The sequence below is a fragment of the Rhizobium sp. P1_C7 genome (assembly GCF_056406295.1).
In genome coordinates, this window is the sequence record NZ_JBFUAL010000005.1 from 179,126 (window position 1) to 196,020 (window position 16,895).

Below are 16,895 nucleotides of genomic sequence, written 5' to 3' on the forward strand. Positions count from 1 at the left end.
ATTGCGTAACAATGGGTCGGGGCCATTGCCGCTTTCGGCGAACTGCCGTAGTTTTCGCCGCAATTGGTCTATTAGAGACTCCGAAGACTCCCGTTCAGGAAAGCAACGCATCCCGTGTTCGTATCGTATTTCCCAAAGCCGAAACTCTTCTTCATCTCTGCCGTGGCATGGGCGCTTCTTGCCGTTCTCGTCTGGTATTTCGGAGGCTCCAGCCTCGGTTCCGTCGTCGGCCTGCCGCCGCTCGCCGAAGGGCAGGAAGCTCCGATCGGGGCCTCGGTCTTCTGGTCGACGCCCTTCCTATGGTTCTATATCTATTATGCCATCGCGGTTGCGCTATTCTCCGGATTCTGGTTCAGCTACAGCCCGCACCGATGGCAGATGTGGTCGGTGCTTGGATCGGCGCTGATCATCTTCAACACCTACTTCTCGGTTCAGGTCAGCGTCGCCATCAACGCGTGGTACGGGCCGTTTTACGATCTCATCCAGCAGGCGTTGGCAAAGACCGCCCCGGTAACGGCGGCACAGCTCTATCTGGGGATGCTCGGCTTTGCCGGCATCGCCTTCATTGCGATCACGGTCGGCGTGCTCAACCTCTTCTTTGTCAGCCACTGGATCTTCCGCTGGCGCACCGCTATGAACGAGTACTACATGGCGCATTGGCCGCAGCTTCGTCACATCGAAGGCGCCTCGCAGCGCGTTCAGGAAGACACCATGCGCTTCTCCTCGACCGTGGAGAGTCTCGGCGTCAGCCTCGTCAGCTCCGTCATGACGCTCATCGCCTTCCTGCCCGTGCTTTTCAAGATCGGCGCCAGCATCACCGAACTGCCGCTGATCGGCGAAGTGCCGCATGCGCTCGTTTGGGCTGCGCTCTTCTGGTCGATCTTCGGCACGGTGTTTCTGGGTTTTGTCGGCATCAGGCTGCCGGGTCTGGAATTCCGCAACCAGCGCGTCGAGGCGTCCTACCGCAAGGAACTGGTGTACGGCGAAGACCATGCCGACCGAGCGACGCCGCCGACGGTCGCCGAGTTGTTCGCCAATGTGCGCCGGAACTACTTCCGCCTCTATTTCAACTATATGTACTTCAACGTCGCCCGCATTTTTTATCTGCAGGCGGACAACTTGTTCAGCCTGATCGTTCTCGTGCCGTCCATCGTTGCCGGCAAGCTGACCCTCGGTCTGCTGACGCAGATCAACAACGTGTTCGACCAGGTGCGCGGCTCGTTCCAGTATCTCGTCAATTCGTGGACGACGATCGTCGAGCTGCTGTCGATCTACAAGCGCCTGCGGACGTTCGAATCAGCGATCGGCGGCGAGCCGCTGCCCGACATCGACCAGCGCTATCTCGAGCGCGAGCCCGGCATCGTCCACGCCGACGGCTGACTGTATTGGGAAGCCTCTCCCGAACGGTAGAGCTCGAAGAATTTAAGCGCCGCGCATCGGACGGGATGGGCGGCGCTTTTCATGCAGAAGAAACGCTCGCGGAACGCGGAAGCGAACGGGCGGCAGGCGTGCGCCATGCAGCCACTAGCCTGCTGCTTGGAACCGGACTGCTCCCTCGTGCAGAAAGCAGGTCTTGTCGAACAGCTTAAGATCCAGCGGATTGGGCAGTCGGACGTCGGCGAGATCCGGACACGACTTCGTCGATGGATCGTAGGACCGGTCGATCTGGGAGGTGAAGACGATGATCGGTCCGGCGTCCTTGGCGAACGTCGTCAACGCGCGAACCTGGGTCACCGGGTCCGGATTAGCCCGCTTCTGATCAAGGAGCTGCAAGTCGTCCACAACCGCCAAGGTGCCACGAGGTGCCGCTTTCAACCGTCCGATGATGTGGCGGGCAATTATGGCGTCCGAGTTTTCGAACTCGACGGGACCATCGAAATCCGAGTGCCTCCGCCTACACGACCAACCAATGAGCCTAAAGTCCCGATGCCGACACCTGCTGCAGCTTGCCTCGTGCCTTGATCATTGGGATCGCTTCGGAATAGCTGACGCAGGCGACGTCCTGGCGATGGCAGACGTCGCTCACCAGCCTGTCGAGCGCGCGCCAATAGGCGCCGCCGTTCATCTCCACGAAGTGGAAGCCGAGCTGCAGCGGAATGCGGTTGCCGGAATACTGCTTGTCGAAGGCCTCGTTGAAAGCAGCGTATGCGCGATCTTCGAATTCCCGTGTGTCGGCCTTGTCTTCCTCGCCGTTGGAGTGGCGGACGAAGAGATTGTAGTCCATGCCGATAACAGGCTTTTCGCGCGGGCCTTCCGGGATCAGCGGCAGGCCGAAGCGGATGATGCCGCCTTCCTCGACGGGCATGGCCGGACCCTTGGTCACGAGGCTCGCATCGTAGCTGAAGCCCGCCTTCTTTTCCGCCGAGATCATGTCGGCGCCTGCAGTGGCCGAGAGGTAGGGAGCGCGAAAGCCGTGGATGCCGCGGTCGACCAGATCCTGCCAGCCCTTCGGCTCCTCGAGATCGACGCCCTTCCAGGCGTTCTTCAGCGTCGCATGGAAGGTCGCGTACTCCGCAGCCCAGTCGGCCTCGCTCCACTGGCGGCCGTCGAAGTGGCCGCAGGCGTGGCTGGAGATGTCGTGGCCTTCGAGATGGGCATGCCAGATGTTGCCCAAGCGCTCACGGATTTCGTCGTCGCTCTGCGCAAAGCCGACATTCGACTTTCCCTGTTTCTGATGCGGCGCCTGGTAGGCCTTCTTGGCTGCCTGGTTCATCAGGAAGGTGCAGGAAAGGAAATAGGTGAAGTGCGCGCCGTTCTTCGCCGCCATCTCGCGGCTCTTTTGCCATAATGCGTTGTCGTGCGCACCGTCGAAGGAGATCATAACCAACTGCTTCGGTTGGTCGGCGGCACCCGCGGCCGCCGGAATCAGCAGGGACAAGGCGAGGGAGGCTTGGAAAAAGGGACGAAACATGAGCACCGCGACAATTTGTTTGCGGCTTTCCTGTTACAGAATTGCGGCGAAGCTGCGGTGACGCTGGCGTTTTTTCCCGCCTGCCGCTAAGTCAGGTTACGCACAGGAGGCGCATCCATGACATTGCTCATAACAGGCATCATACTTTTCCTCGGGCTGCATCTGGTGCGGGTCGTGGCACCCGGCTTTCGCCAATCCATGATCACAAGCCTTGGGGAGAGCGGCTGGAAAATGGGCTATTCGGTCGTCAGTATCCTGACGCTGGTGCTCTTGATCTATGGCTTCGGTCAGGCGCGGCAGGTCACGGGCATGCTGTACAATCCTCCTGTCTGGATGGCGCATATTGCGATTGCGCTGATGCTGATTGCGGTCATCTGTCTGGTCGCCTCGCTGCTGCCGGCGGGGCATATCGCAGTCAAGACCAAGCACCCGATGGTGCTGTCGGTGAAGATCTGGGCGCTTTCGCATCTGCTGGCCAATGGCGAGACATCCTCGGTGCTCTTGTTCGGCGCTTTCCTGGCCTGGGGCGTCATCCTGCGGATTTCGCTGAAACGGCGCCAACGGGCGGGCGACGGAGCGCTGCGGCCCTTCGTGTCGGCAAAGTACGATTTCTATTCGGTGATCATCGGCGTCGTTGCCTGGGCGCTGATCACCTTCAAGCTGCACGCGTTGTTGATCGGCGTTTCGCCGCTCGCCATGTGACGAATCTTTCACATCCCCCTTACAACTGCCGCAAAATGGGGTAGAAGGCCCAACAATGTGCGTGCAACCCGCATGATTAGGCATATCCGCGGCCGGAGACGAGAATGGCATTCAACGACGACAGCTTCATTCGTGAAGTCAATGAGGAACTGCGTTCCGACCAGATGAAAGGCGCGTGGCGCCGGTTCGGCCGCTACCTGATTACGATCGCCGTTCTGATCGTGCTGGGCACTGTCGGCTACAAGGTCTACCAATACTGGGACGACAACCAGTCTTCGGGCACCGGCGACCAGTTCATTGCCGCCATGAAGCTTGCCGACGCAAACAAGAACGACGAGGCGATCGCCGCGCTCGACAAGCTGGAAAAGGAAGGCCATGGCGCCTATCCGGTGCTTGCCCGCCTGCGCGCTGCCACGGTGCTGTCGCAGAAGGGTGATACGGCTGGCGCCGTTGCTGCCCTCGATGTGATCGGCAAGGACGCCACCGCGCCGGAGGCCATTCGCGATGCCGCCAAGATGCGGGCCGGCTGGCTGCTGATCGAGACCGGCACCTACGAGCAGGTTTCGGCCCATGTCGAAGAAATGGCCGTTCCGACCAACGCATTCCGCCACTCCGCTCGCGAAGCGCTCGGTGTTGCCGCCTACAAGGCCGGCAACATGACCCAGGCGCGCCAGTGGTTCCAGGCGATCGCCGACGATGCGCAAAGCCCGCGCAATGTTGCCAATCGCGCCCAGATGATGCTTGATAACATTACCGCATCCGGCAAGGCGCCCGCCGCACAGGGCTGAGTTTAAGGAATTTCAATGAGCTTTACGGTCGCGATCGTTGGTCGCCCGAATGTCGGCAAGTCGACCCTTTTCAACCGCCTGGTTGGAAAGAAGCTGGCGCTTGTCGACGACACGCCCGGCGTCACCCGCGACCGCCGTCCCGGCGATGCGCGGCTCATGGGGCTGAACTTCACGATCATCGATACCGCCGGTCTCGAAGAGGCGCACGAGGAAAGCCTGCAGGGCCGCATGCGCGCCCAGACAGAAGCGGCGATCGACGAGGCCGACCTGTCGCTGTTCGTCGTCGATGCCAAGTTCGGCCTCACGCCAGTCGACAAGGATCTGGCGGAGATGCTGCGTCGCCGCGGCAAGCCCGTCGTGCTGGTTGCCAACAAGGCGGAAGCCAAGGGTTCCGACGGCGGTTTTTACGACGCCTATACGCTCGGCCTCGGCGAGCCGACGCCGATCTCGGCCGAACACGGGCAGGGGATGCTCGATCTGCGCGACGCCATCGTCGCGGCGATCGGCGAGGACCGCGCGTATCCGAAGGAAAAAGACGACGTCGCCGTCACCAATGTCGACATCCCGCAGGATCTGGAAGAAGACGAGGATTTCGAGCCGGCCTATGACGACACCAAGCCGCTGCGCGTGGCGATCATCGGTCGCCCGAATGCCGGCAAGTCGACGCTGATCAACCGTTTCCTTGGTGAAGATCGTCTGCTGACGGGTCCGGAAGCTGGCATAACCCGTGACAGTATTTCGGTTGAGTGGGATTGGCGCGGCCGTACCATCAAGATGTTCGACACCGCAGGCATGCGCCGCAAGGCGCGCGTGACGGAAAAGCTGGAAAAGCTCTCCGTTGCCGATTCCCTGCGCTCCATCCGCTTTGCCGAAACCGTGGTCATCGTCTTCGATTCGACCATTCCATTCGAAAAGCAGGATCTGCAGCTGGTGGATCTGGTGATCCGCGAGGGACGTGCCGCCGTTCTCGCCTTCAACAAGTGGGACATGATCGAGGACCAGCAGGCCGTGCTTGCCGACCTGCGCGAAAAGACCGAGCGCTTGCTGCCGCAGGCACGCGGCATCCGCGCCGTGCCGATCTCCGGCCAGACCGGCCGCGGCCTAGACAAGCTGATGCAGGCAATCATCGATACGGACATGGTCTGGAACAAGCGCATCTCGACCGCCAAGCTCAACCGCTGGCTCGAGCAGCAGCAGGTACAGCATCCGCCACCGGCCGTTTCCGGCCGCCGTCTCAAGCTCAAGTACATGACGCAGGTCAAGGCTCGCCCACCGGCGTTCATGATCTCCTGCACGCGCTCCGACGCGCTGCCGGAATCCTATACGCGCTATCTGATCAACAGCCTGCGCGTGGATTTCGACATGCCGAGCGTGCCGATCCGCATCCATTATCGCTCGCCGGAAAACCCGTACGAGTCGAAGAAGCGGCGGACGTAGTCGATGATGAGAGTGGTTCGGCCGCGTCCTGCGGCTGAACAGCCGGACATTTGCCGTCGCCTCAGGCGAATGGCGACGGATGCAGCAAATCTTGTTGTTGGCCCTCACGGGCTTTAGCTTCCGAAGTAATAGATCGGTTCACGGGTCAATTCCCCGCTGCCGAGGTGACCGTAGACATCATTTCCCAGAACCCAGAACGAGATTTTTTGCGTACTCAAGCAGAAAATGTAGTCGCCCGACACCCAGTGCTCGGCTTTATTGCCCGCGATAGGGTATAGATGGTCGCCGGCCTGATACATGACGGCCTTATGCGATTGTGCGTCGAATAAATAACGTTCTCCAGACATGTACCTTCCGATTCTATTGTTATTACAATTTCATGGCGCTCCCATTTTGTCTAATATTACTGCTTTCGGCTGTGGATTTGTTCTGATCCCTCGTGCGCAGCCTGCGAATGCGCGGCCTCTTGCAACCGGAGGTCTCGGCGTAGAAAGTTGCAGGGGGCTGTCGAATATGCCGACGATCAAACGTCTTAAGGTCGTAAGGGCCGAGGACGGAAGGTCTAGCGCCTGGGAGCGGATCGGATAACGTCGTCATGGAGGTTGCGGGCTATGAGTAATTCCTATCGCTGGGTTATCGTCGGCGCGGGTGCGTTGATGACCTGCGTTGCGCTTGGTGCAATGTTTTCGCTGGCCATTTTCCAGGGACCCATCGCAATGGACACCGGCTGGTCACACCTCGGCATCGCGAGTGCGATGACGCTCAATTTCATCGTCATGGGCATTGGCGGGTTCATGTGGGGCGCGGCAAGCGACCGCTTCGGTCCGCGTGTCGTCGTGCTGATTGGATCGGCGCTGCTCGGCCTTGCGCTGGTGCTGGCGAGCCGTGCGGGAACACTCGTGCAATTTCAGCTGACCTACGGCATCCTGGTCGGTCTCGCCGCCAGCACGTTCTTCGCTCCGGTGATCGCTGCCACGACGGCATGGTTCGACACGAACCGCAGCCTTGCGGTCTCCCTCGTTTCCGCCGGCATGGGCGTTGCACCGATGACCATCTCGCCCATGGCCCGATGGCTCATCTCGGCCTATGATTGGCGCACGGCGATGCTCATCATCGGCGTTTCGGCCTGGGTCCTTCTGGTGCCGGCAGCGCTGCTCGTGCGCAAGCCGCCAGCAGCCGCCACCGATGAAGGCGAGGCCGGCATCGCGGCCGAGGGCGGCCGGCCTGCGTTGTTGCAGGTGTTCCGTTCGCCGCAATTCCTCGTCCTTGGTCTGACGTTCTTCGCCTGCTGTGCAGCGCATTCGGGGCCGATCTTCCACATGGTGAGCTACGCGACGATCTGCGGCGTTGCGCCGATGGCGGCGGTCAGCATCTACAGCGTCGAGGGACTGGCGGGGCTTGGCGGTCGTCTGCTTTACGGCGGGCTCGCCGACAGGATCGGCGTGAAGCCGGTCATTGTCGCCGGCCTGTTGGTCCAAGCCATTGCGCTGGCCGCCTATCTCTTCGTCAGCCGACTGGGCGAATTCTACTTCTTGGCCGTGATCTTCGGCAGCGCCTATGGCGGCGTCATGCCGCTTTATGCGGTTCTGGCGCGCGAGTATTTCGGACCGCGCATCATAGGCACGGTGTTCGGTGCGGCGACGATGCTGTCCAGCCTCGGCATGGCGCTCGGTCCCCTCATAGGCGGCTGGATATTCGATACCTTTGCCAACTACTCATGGCTGTTCATCGGCTCCGCGATGGTCGGCCTCGGCGCGGCAGCGGTTGCACTGGCGTTTCCGGCTCTACCGAGCGAGAGACGCCGGCAGGCGATCGTGATGCCGGGGTGACAGAGGCTCCTGCTTGGCTTCTCTCTATCGCCCTCTTACCTGTGCTCGTCGCGCTTTGAAGTCCTTGAACGCAATAGACTGTTTTCACGGCGGACGCGCCGTGGCCGGATTTCCGCCACAGGGGCGAGAGTGAAGGAGTGAGCTTTGCGCACCGTATGCCACTGCAGGAGGTGCAATGCATAAGCGACGAACATTCAGCAAGTTCCTCAGACTGCAGCCATATAGGCCGCCGGGGGCCCCTAGACCGGTGACGCCGCATCCGGGTCGCCGAGCCTCTTGTTTCTCGGCAGCGACTTGGCGGCAAACTGCCAGGCTTTCTTCCATTTTGGCGTGAAGACGCCGTTGGCCGCACGAATGTTGTTGATGAACTGTTGGGTTGCCGCCTCCCAGGAGTACTGCGTGGCAAGCGCTCGCGCTTGTTCGCGCGAACAGGACAGCGCGGAAAGGCAGGCCGACCGAAGGTCCTCGTCGAGTGCGCCTACCTCGCTGTCTTCACCGATAATGTCGAGCGGACCGGTGACAGGGTAGGCGGCAACCGGAACTCCGGACGCCAGCGCTTCGAGGATCGTATTGCCGAAGGTGTCGGTCAGCGACGGGAAGACGAAGACATCTGCCTGCGCATAGATCCCGGCCAGTTCCTCCCCGAACTTCAGGCCGGTGAAGAGCACGCCGGGATAGCGCTTCTCGAGCTCGGCACGGGCAGGGCCGTCGCCGACGACGACCTTCGAGCCGGGCAGGTCGAGATTGAGAAAGGCAGGCAGGTTCTTTTCCAGCGCGACACGGCCGACGGTCATGAAAATCGGCCGCTGCAGGCCGAAAGGCCGATCCTCTGGTGCCGCGGGGTGAAACTGGTTGGCGTCGATGCCGCGGCTCCAGGGTACCAGGTTGCGGATACCCTTGTCGGCGAGCTCCTGCGCGAGGCTTGGCGTTGCCACCATGCAGGCAGCGCCGGCATTGTGGAACCACCGCACGAAGGCATAGAGCCAGCTCTTGGGAATAGGCAGGCGGGCAGCGACATATTCCGGAAAGCGGGTGTGGTAGCTGGTCGAGAACGGCATCCGGTTCTTCAGGCACCAGCGCCTCGCCGTCAGCCCCAGCGGGCCCTCCGTGGCGATGTGCACGTACGACGGCTTGTGCTTTCGTATCTCTCTTGCCACCCTGCGGTAGCTTGCGATCGAGAGACGGATTTCCGGATAGGTCGGGCAGGGGATGCTTCTGAAGCCCTGCGGCGTCACCATCGCAACCTCGATCGCCAGCTTTGCAAGCTCGCGGTTGGTATTCTCGATCGAGCGAACGACGCCGTTGACCTGCGGGTGCCAAGCATCGCTGACGATGACCAGCCGCTCCGGTTTGTCCAATGGCAATGCGGCGGCATTTTCGCCGTGAGGGATGTTCGACAGACGTTGCAGCATGACCCCGACCTTCATCCGCGCCGGTTACCGGATGACGGCGCATGGCTCCGGGCGGGCTCGGATGATCGATTCCCGCGATCTCATTTTGAGCCGTGTCGATGATGGAAATATTACAGTGCTGCCGGGTGCCCGATCGGGACCGTTCTCGTCGCCGTCAGGTCTGCGCTTCCGGACGCTAAGTCTCTGCCAGCCCGAGCTTTTCCCTGGCCACCAAAGCACCGTGTTCGCTGACCACGCGCGCAGCGATCCTTGCCGCAAAGCGAGCCGCCTTGGGCGCATCCTTCGTTTCGAGGTAGCGGGCCAGAAACGCGCCGTTGAAACTGTCGCCGGCGCTGGTGGTGTCCACGACCTCGGTCACCTTCTCCGCAGGCACGAAGCTTTCGTTGCCGTCGAAATTCAGGGTCGCACCTTCCGCCCCGTTCTTGACGACGACATGAGCGGAGCCAAGCGCTTTGTATCGGTGGATCGTCGCGTCGATGGACACGTCGCCGAAATGGGCAGCCTCGTCATCAAAGCCCGGCATGACGAGGGTCGAGGCGCGCGCACCTTCGCTGATCGTCGCGTGCATCTCGTCGTAGCTCGACCAGAGCCGCGGGCGGATGTTCGGGTCGAAGGCGACGAGCTTGCCGGCGGCCTTCGCGCGTCGAACCTCGGCAAGCAGCGTATCGGCGTCGCCGCGCGACAGGATCGCGAGCGTGATGCCGGAGAAATAGATCACGTCGCTCACCTCGATCGCCCGGCGCAGGAAATCGGGATCGGCAGCAAGCTGGCGGGCCGCCGAACTGTCGCGCCAGTAGCTGAATGAACGCTCCCCGTCTTTGAGGCTGATCATATAGAGGCCCGGCGCCTTGCCCTTGATGCGGCGGATCAGGTCGGTACCGATGTCCGCATCCTTGAAGAAGGCGATCATTTCGTCGGACATGGCATCGTCGCCAAGCGCCGTACAGTAGTCGACCGTCCATGCAGGCGGGAGGCAGGCACGGGCATACCAGGCCGTGTTCAGCGTATCTCCGGCAAAGCCCTTTCTCAACAAGCCGGCGCCGGCCTGCGAAAGCTCCACCATGCACTCACCGATTGATAGAAAACGTGCGCTCAACGACGGCCTCCCTGAATTCCCGTGCTTCGCTGATACGCGTTGAGACGGTTCGTGACAAGCGCGGCAAGATGGAGAAGAGGATGCAAAAGCGCGGCTATGCGATGCCGGCCGCCTGAGGCGCGCAAAATGGCGGCGTGCGGTTGTCTTTTGTGCCGTGCGCTTTAGTCTCAAGGCCGAGTCAAATCGCGCGGGGAACGACGGCAGATGGCATTGCAAGCGAGCGGGAATGCGGATTGGTGGCGTGGCGCGGTTGTCTATCAGGTTTATCCCCGGTCGTTTCAGGATACCAATGGCGACGGGATCGGCGATCTGAAAGGGATTACCCAGCGTCTTCCCTATATCGCATCCCTTGGCGTCGACGCGATCTGGCTGTCGCCTTTCTTCAAGTCACCGATGGCCGATATGGGCTACGACGTGTCGGACTATTGCGACGTAGACCCGATTTTCGGGACGCTTGCCGACTTCGACGCGATGATGGCCGCCGCCCATGCGCTCGGCATCAAGGTCGTCATCGACCAGGTGATTTCCCACACCGCGGATGTCCATCCCTGGTTCGTGGAGAGTCGTTCGAGCCGGACCAATCCCAAGGCCGACTGGTACGTCTGGGCGGATCCGAAGCCGGATGGCACGGCGCCGAACAACTGGCTCTCGATCTTCGGCGGACCAGGCTGGGAGTGGGACGGCGTGCGCCGGCAATACTACCAGCACAACTTCCTGACCTCGCAGCCAGACCTCAATTTCCACAGCAATGACGTGCAGGATGCCCTGCTTGAAACGGTGAGATTCTGGCTGGATCGCGGCGTGGACGGCTTTCGCCTCGACACGGTGAACTACTATTTCTGCGACAAGCTGCTGCGGAGCAATCCTCCGCACGAGCCCGATACCGGGGATGCAGGGCTCGATGCGCCGGATTCTAACCCCTATGGCATGCAAAACCACCTCTACGACAAGACGCAGCCGGAGAATATCGGCTTCCTTCGGCGTTTTCGCGCGTTGCTGGACCGCTACGAGGATCGGGCAACCGTCGGCGAAGTGGGCGACGGCGCGCGTTCGCTGAAGACGGTCGCGGCCTATACGAGCGGCGGTGACAAGCTGCACATGTGCTACACCTTCGACCTGCTCGGGCCCGATTTCAGTGCAGTGCACATCCGCAACTGCGTCGATGCCTTCCAGAAGGCGGTGGCGGACGGCTGGGTGTGCTGGGCCTTCTCCAATCATGACGTCAATCGCCATGTCAGTCGCTTTGCCAAGACCGAGGCGGAGCGGCCTGTCGTCGCAAAGCTGGCGATCTCCGTGCTTGCGGCGCTGCGCGGCTCGATCTGCCTCTATCAGGGAGAGGAACTGGGGCTGCCGGAGGCCGAGCTTGCCTTCGAGGACCTGCGGGATCCCTATGGCATCCGCTTCTGGCCGGCCTTCAAGGGGCGCGACGGATGCCGCACCCCGATGCCGTGGGAGGCCGCCAAGGCGCACGCCGGTTTTACGGCGGCTGAAAAGGCCTGGCTGCCTGTGCCCTACGAACAGGCGGCACTTTCGGTCGATACGCAGGAGACGGACGAGGCGTCTGTGCTCCATCACTACCGCCAGACGCTCGCCTTCCGGAAAAGCCGCCCGGCGTTGATCGACGGTGACATGGAGTTCATCGATACCAACCAGGATCTGTTGGCATTCACGCGGAGGAAGGCTGGAGAGACGCTGCTGTTCATCTTCAACCTGACGCGGCAGCCGGCGCAGTTCCAGCTTCCGGCGGGCATGGTGCTCGGCGACAGGCTTCCCATGCCGGGAGGTGCAGCGGTCGCCGGCGCGGGAGCCGTGAAGCTTGGGGCGCTGGATGCGTTTTGCGCGCGGGTGAACGCTTAGGTCCGGTCGCGCCTTCCTGCGATAGACGGACAGCGAAAATTCGGACGAGGTTTTTTAGACAGGCGATGCGAAATTGATCGCGGCCGCGCTCGGGTGATTGCGCGCGCCAGGGGAACCGTGGATGGCGCGCGAATATGTCCATGTCGCGCTCAGCAAGCGCGGCAATCCGACCCTGGAAACCATGCTGGCGGTACTGAAGGCGTTTGGCCTCGACTTGACGACAAGGCGCCATGCGGCGTGATCCCACGAAGTAGCCGATGGCCGGCGTTCACCCGATCAGCGCAAACTTGTCGACGTCCACCATCCCCTTGTCCGAGATCTTCAGGTGCGGAATGACCGGTAGCGGCAGGAACGCGACCTGCAGGAAGGGCTCCTCCAGGGTGGTTCCGAGCGCATAGGCGGCCTTGCGCAGATGGTGGAGCGTGTCGCGGACGCTTTCATGGGGTTCGAGGCTCATCAGGCCGGCGACGGGCAGGGCGATCTCGCCGGTGACCTTGCCGTCTTCGACCACCACGAAGCCTCCCTTGATCTCGCCGAGACGATTGGCTGCAAGCGCCATGTCGTCTTCGCTGACGCCGACGACACAGATGTTGTGGCTGTCATGGCCGACGGTGGAGGCGATCGCGCCCTTCTTCAGGCCGAAGCCCTGGACGAAGCCGTTGGCGTGGTTGCCGTTCTTGCCGTGGCGCTCGATGACGGCGACCTTGATGATGTCGTTGGCAAGGTCGACCGATGTCTGGTTGCCCTTGACCGGCAGCCGGTAGCGGCGGTGCTCGGTGATGATCTTCCCGGGCATGACACCGATGACGGGCGTTTCGCCATCGGCAACCGGCACGCCGAAGTGGGCGGTGTTGACGGGGCGGGCCTTGACGCTGTCGAGCCCGACGGGCGCCACCTGTTTGCGGGTGGCAAAGAGCTCGGCGGTGACCTTGCGTCCGGCCGAGAAGACCATCTCGGCCCTGCAGTTCTCCAGGCTGTCGACAACGACGAGGTCGGCGCGCCAGCCCGGCGCCACGAGACCTCGGTCGCGGAGCCCGAAGGCGCTCGCAGCCGAGATCGAGGCGGCGCGGTAGACGGCAAGCGGCGCGACGCCATTCTTGATTGCCGTGCGGATCATGTAGTCGAGATGTCCCTGCTCGGCGATGTCGAGCGGATTGCGGTCGTCGGTGCAGAGCGCGATGAACGGCGACAGGCGCTCGGTGATGATTGGCATCAGGGCTGCCAGGTCCTTGGAGACGGAACCTTCTCGCACCAGAATGTGCATGCCCTTGCGGATCTTCTCCAATGCCTCTTCGGCGGTCGTGCATTCGTGCTCGGTTCGAATGCCGGCCGACAGGTAGCCGTTGAGGTCGTTGCCTCTCAGCAACGGTGCGTGGCCATCGATATGATCGCCCTGGAAGGCAGCAAGCTTGGCCATGCAGATCGGATCCTTGTGGATCACGCCCGGGAAATTCATGAACTCGGCCAGACCGATGACCTTGGGGTGATCGCGAAACGGCAGCAGCTTCTCGATGGGGAGGTCGGCGCCAGAGGTTTCGAGATGCGTGGCGGGAACGCAGGAGGAGAGCTGGACGCGGATGTCCATGATCGTGTGCAGCGCCGAATCCAGAAAGAACTCGATGCCCTCGGTGCCCAGCACGTTGGCGATTTCGTGCGGATCGCAGATGACGGTCGTGACGCCATAAGGCAGGACGCAGCGATCGAATTCGTGCGGCGTGACGAGGGAGGATTCGATGTGCAGATGCGTGTCGATGAAGCCGGGCACGACTGTCCTGCCCGCTATGTCGATCTCGGTCTCGCCCTGATAGCTGCCGCAGGTGCCGACGATGCGGTCGCCTGATATGGCGATATCTGAAACCACACGTTCGCCGGTGACAAGATCGAAGAAGCGGCCGCCCTTGAGCACGATATCGGCAGGCTGTCGGCCGGTTCCCTGGTCGATAAGGCGTTCGAGCTTTGCGGTCATGGCGTCCTCGTTCTGATTGCGGTGAACTATAGCCCATATGTCGGGCAAAGCGAGGTCGCCGCATTCGCTGAGCGCTCGCTCCACAAACGAAATCGGGCGCCCGATAAAGGCGCCCGGTGAATGCTGTATCGAAAAGGCTGGGCCTATTCAGCCGGGACGATCTTGCCGGCTTCCCACTTGTAGAGGGCGAAGCTCTGCGAGGTCAGGTCGCCCGTTTCGCCATAGGTCAGCTTGCCGATTGCGGTCGCAACAGGCTCGCCGCTCTTCAGAGCCGTGGCAACGGCTTCCGCATCTTCGGCACTGCCGGCCTTCTCGATGCCGGCCTTCAAAACTTCGACGGCGGCATAGGCGTTGAGCGTGAAGGCTTCCGCCGGGATGCCCTTGGCCTTCAGTGCGTCGGCTGCTGCCTTGGAGTCGGGGCTCTTGGTTGCGTCCATGGCATTGGTGAAGACAGTTCCGGCCGCAGCATCCGTGCCGATGTTCCAGAACTCGCTGTTCGACAGGCCATCGCCGCCGATGATCGTGGCGTTGACGGAGAGGTCATGCAGCTGGCGGGCAAGAAGGCCGCCTTCCGGGTGGTAACCGCCGAAGTAGACGACGTCGACCTTCTCGGCCTTGAGACGGGTTGTCAATGCGCTGAAGTCCTTGTCGCCCGGGCTCAGTGCGTCGTCGAGAACTTCCTTGATGCCGCCAGCGTTCAGCGTGGCCTTGAAACTGTCGGCCAGGCCCTTGCCGTAGGCGCCCTTGTCGTTGATGATCGCGACGCGCTTGTCCTTGAAGTTCTTCAGAACGTAGTTGGCGGCGACTTCCGCCTGCTGATCGTCGCGGCCGCAGGTGCGCAGGATGTTTGTGAGGCCACGCTTCGTCAGGTCGGGTGCGGTGGCAGTCGGAGTGACCATCAGCACGCCATTTTCGGCAAGCACGTCGGAAGCCGGAATGGCAACGCCCGATGTAACCGGGCCGACCACGAAGCGGATGCCGTCGCCGACGATCTGGTTTGCCGCCGATACGCCCTGCTTGGGCTCGCCCGCGTCGTCAGCGTATTTCAGAATGACTTTTTCGCCGAGGATGCCGCCGCTCTTGTTGATTTCGTCAACTGCGGTCTGGGCGCCGTTCTTCACCTGGTCGCCATAGGCGGCGACCGGGCCGGTCAGCGGCGCGATCAATCCGATGGTGATGTCTGCATGGGCAAGCGGCGCAAAGGCGAGGGAGGCGAGGGAGGCGAGGATGGTCGCGCCCGACAATGTCTTGAGGTTCATTTCTCTATCTCCTTGGGTGGGTTACAAACCCGCGACTTTTCGGCCGCGGCGGCTACCCAAGTCGTACAACAGCCCGCAAGGGGATGCGCCAAGAGACGACGGATCGCGCGCGGCGAATGTGCCCGCCTGCCATGTTTGGCTTCGATGGGCGCACGGCAAGTTTCTTAGGAATTTACCGCCGAATACGCAAGAAGATAAAAAAACAGGGTCCGTTTTCGCCTGAATTGACAAAAACGGACCCTGGACGCGTAGTCTAGATGTTGTTCTGCAGAATTTCGCGCAGCTTGCCGAAAAGCTCGTCGATATGGTGCTTCTCGATGATCAGCGGCGGTGAGAGTGCGATGATGTCGCCTGTCGTGCGGATCAGGAGGCCCTTTTCATAGGCCTTCAGGAAAGCGGTGAAGGCGCGTTTCGTTGGCTCGCCGGCGATCGGGTCGAGCTCGATCGCGCCGATCAGGCCGGTGTTCCTGATGTCGATGACGTTCGGGCAGTCCTTCAGCGAGTGCAGCGCCTCCGCCCAGTAGTCCGAAAGCTCGGCGGCGCGGGTGAGAAGGCCCTCTTCCTTGTAGACGTCGAGCGTCGCAAGCGCGGCAGCCGAGGCGATCGGGTTGCCGGAGTAGGTGTAGCCATGCATGAACTCGATCATGTGCTCCGGGCCCTCCATGAAGGCATCATGGATCTCGGAGGTGACGAAGACCGCCCCCATCGGGATGACGCCGTTGGTCAGGCCCTTGGCTGTCGTAATCATGTCGGGCTTGACGTCGTAATACTGGGCCGCGAAAGGCGCGCCGAGGCGGCCGAAGCCGGTGATGACCTCGTCGAAGATCAGCAGGATGCCGTGCTTGGTGCAGATCTCGCGAAGCTTCTGCAGATAGCCCTTCGGCGGGATCAGGACGCCCGTGGAGCCCGAAACCGGCTCGACGATGACGGCGGCAATCGTGGAAGCGTCATGCAGCGTGACGATGCGCTCCAGCTCGGAAGCGATGTCGCCGCCGTGTTCGGGCTGGCCGTTGGTGAAGCTGTTCTTGCCGGGCTGATGGGTGTGCGGCATGTGATCGACGCCGGTCAGAAGCGTGCCGAACATCTTGCGGTTGGAGACGATGCCGCCGACGGAGATGCCACCGAAGTTGACGCCGTGATAGCCGCGCTCGCGGCCGATCAGGCGGAAGCGTGAGCCGTTGCCCTTCACGCGGTGGTAGGCGAGCGCCACCTTCAGCGCGGTCTCCACGGATTCGGAACCGGAGTTGGTGTAGAGAACGTGGTCCAAACCCTCCGGCGCGAGATCGACCAGACGGTTCGCCAGTTCGAAGGCCTTGGGGTGGCCGAGCTGGAAGGCTGGCGCGTAATCGAGTTCGCCAGCCTGCGCGCCGATCGCTTCGGTGATCTTCGTACGGCAGTGGCCGGCATTGACGCACCACAGGCCAGCGGTGCCGTCCAGCACCTGACGGCCGTCATGGGTGGTGTAGTACATGTCCTTGGCGCCGACGAAGAGCCGAGGCTCCTTCTTGAACTGACGGTTCGCGGTGAAGGGCATCCAAAAGGCGCGAAGGTCGTTTGGCGTGGCATTGAGGCGATTGGACATGCTGTTCTCCATGGCCGTTTCGGAGGCCGTTCCCGGTATTGGCTAGCGAAGCACCG

At 61.9% G+C, this 16,895-nt stretch carries 14 protein-coding genes and 1 pseudogene; 7 read left to right on the forward strand and 8 right to left on the reverse strand.

The window, feature by feature from the left end; all coding sequences use genetic code 11:
• Window positions 1-114 precede the first annotated feature (114 nt).
• On the forward strand, window positions 115-1,380 hold the full coding sequence (gene bacA / locus AC1D2R_RS09645; protein WP_477967061.1) for a bacteroid development protein BacA: 1,266 nt from the start codon (window positions 115-117) through the stop codon (window positions 1,378-1,380).
• 144 nt (window positions 1,381-1,524) lie between these two features.
• Here the strand turns inward: bacA and AC1D2R_RS09650 are convergent.
• Both AC1D2R_RS09650 and AC1D2R_RS09655 read right to left on the reverse strand, forming a co-directional pair.
• Window positions 1,525-1,884 (reverse strand): annotated as a pseudogene (locus AC1D2R_RS09650) (DNA helicase); the annotation flags it as partial.
• Window positions 1,885-1,915: 31 nt separating this feature from the next.
• Complete coding sequence (locus tag AC1D2R_RS09655; RefSeq protein ID WP_477967245.1) at window positions 1,916-2,878, reverse strand: polysaccharide deacetylase family protein; 963 nt, start codon at window positions 2,876-2,878, stop codon at window positions 1,916-1,918.
• Here AC1D2R_RS09655 and AC1D2R_RS09660 point away from each other — a divergent pair.
• The 4 genes from AC1D2R_RS09660 (at window position 2,798) to der (ending at window position 5,838) form a co-directional block, all read left to right on the forward strand.
• On the forward strand, window positions 2,798-3,001 hold the full coding sequence (locus tag AC1D2R_RS09660) for a hypothetical protein (RefSeq protein ID WP_477967257.1): 204 nt from the start codon (window positions 2,798-2,800) through the stop codon (window positions 2,999-3,001). The two genes, AC1D2R_RS09655 and AC1D2R_RS09660, sit on opposite strands and share 81 nt — an antisense overlap.
• A 27-nt stretch (window positions 3,002-3,028) precedes the next feature.
• The gene (locus AC1D2R_RS09665) at window positions 3,029-3,613 is read left to right on the forward strand and encodes an NnrU family protein (protein WP_477967062.1); all 585 of its coding nucleotides are present in this window, start codon (window positions 3,029-3,031) and stop codon (window positions 3,611-3,613) included.
• A gap of 104 nt (window positions 3,614-3,717) precedes the next feature.
• Window positions 3,718-4,401, forward strand: a complete 684-nt coding sequence (locus AC1D2R_RS09670; RefSeq protein WP_477967063.1) for a tetratricopeptide repeat protein — start codon at window positions 3,718-3,720, stop codon at window positions 4,399-4,401.
• Between the two features lie 15 nt (window positions 4,402-4,416).
• A complete protein-coding gene (der, locus tag AC1D2R_RS09675; protein WP_477967064.1) occupies window positions 4,417-5,838 on the forward strand; it encodes a ribosome biogenesis GTPase Der in 1,422 nt (473 codons plus the stop codon).
• A gap of 113 nt (window positions 5,839-5,951) precedes the next feature.
• On the opposite strand, the gene AC1D2R_RS09680 is transcribed toward der, so the two are convergent.
• Window positions 5,952-6,185 (reverse strand): hypothetical protein, encoded by a 234-nt coding sequence (locus AC1D2R_RS09680; RefSeq protein WP_477967065.1) that lies wholly within the window; start codon window positions 6,183-6,185, stop codon window positions 5,952-5,954.
• Between the two features lie 264 nt (window positions 6,186-6,449).
• Here AC1D2R_RS09680 and AC1D2R_RS09685 point away from each other — a divergent pair, with 264 nt between their 5' ends.
• The gene (locus tag AC1D2R_RS09685; protein ID WP_477967066.1) at window positions 6,450-7,667 is read left to right on the forward strand and encodes an MFS transporter; all 1,218 of its coding nucleotides are present in this window, start codon (window positions 6,450-6,452) and stop codon (window positions 7,665-7,667) included.
• 239 nt (window positions 7,668-7,906) lie between these two features.
• On the opposite strand, the gene AC1D2R_RS09690 is transcribed toward AC1D2R_RS09685, so the two are convergent.
• Window positions 7,907-9,079, reverse strand: coding sequence for a glycosyltransferase family 4 protein (locus AC1D2R_RS09690; RefSeq protein WP_477967067.1), 1,173 nt, complete (start codon window positions 9,077-9,079; stop codon window positions 7,907-7,909).
• Between the two features lie 175 nt (window positions 9,080-9,254).
• Window positions 9,255-10,175, reverse strand: a complete 921-nt coding sequence (locus AC1D2R_RS09695) for a sugar kinase (protein WP_477967068.1) — start codon at window positions 10,173-10,175, stop codon at window positions 9,255-9,257.
• A gap of 204 nt (window positions 10,176-10,379) precedes the next feature.
• Here AC1D2R_RS09695 and bglA point away from each other — a divergent pair, with 204 nt between their 5' ends.
• The gene (gene bglA, locus AC1D2R_RS09700; RefSeq protein WP_477967069.1) at window positions 10,380-12,032 is read left to right on the forward strand and encodes a beta-galactosidase BglA; all 1,653 of its coding nucleotides are present in this window, start codon (window positions 10,380-10,382) and stop codon (window positions 12,030-12,032) included.
• Window positions 12,033-12,300: 268 nt separating this feature from the next.
• Here the strand turns inward: bglA and ade are convergent, their stop codons facing one another.
• The 3 genes from ade to aptA form a co-directional block, all read right to left on the reverse strand.
• Window positions 12,301-13,998: an adenine deaminase gene (ade, locus tag AC1D2R_RS09705; protein ID WP_477967070.1), complete on the reverse strand. Its 1,698-nt coding sequence runs from the start codon at window positions 13,996-13,998 to the stop codon at window positions 12,301-12,303.
• A 143-nt stretch (window positions 13,999-14,141) separates the two neighbouring features.
• The gene (locus tag AC1D2R_RS09710) at window positions 14,142-15,257 is read right to left on the reverse strand and encodes a branched-chain amino acid ABC transporter substrate-binding protein (protein WP_477967071.1); all 1,116 of its coding nucleotides are present in this window, start codon (window positions 15,255-15,257) and stop codon (window positions 14,142-14,144) included.
• 253 nt (window positions 15,258-15,510) lie between these two features.
• Complete coding sequence (gene aptA, locus AC1D2R_RS09715; protein WP_477967072.1) at window positions 15,511-16,839, reverse strand: omega-aminotransferase AptA; 1,329 nt, start codon at window positions 16,837-16,839, stop codon at window positions 15,511-15,513.
• Window positions 16,840-16,895: the final 56 nt, after the last annotated feature.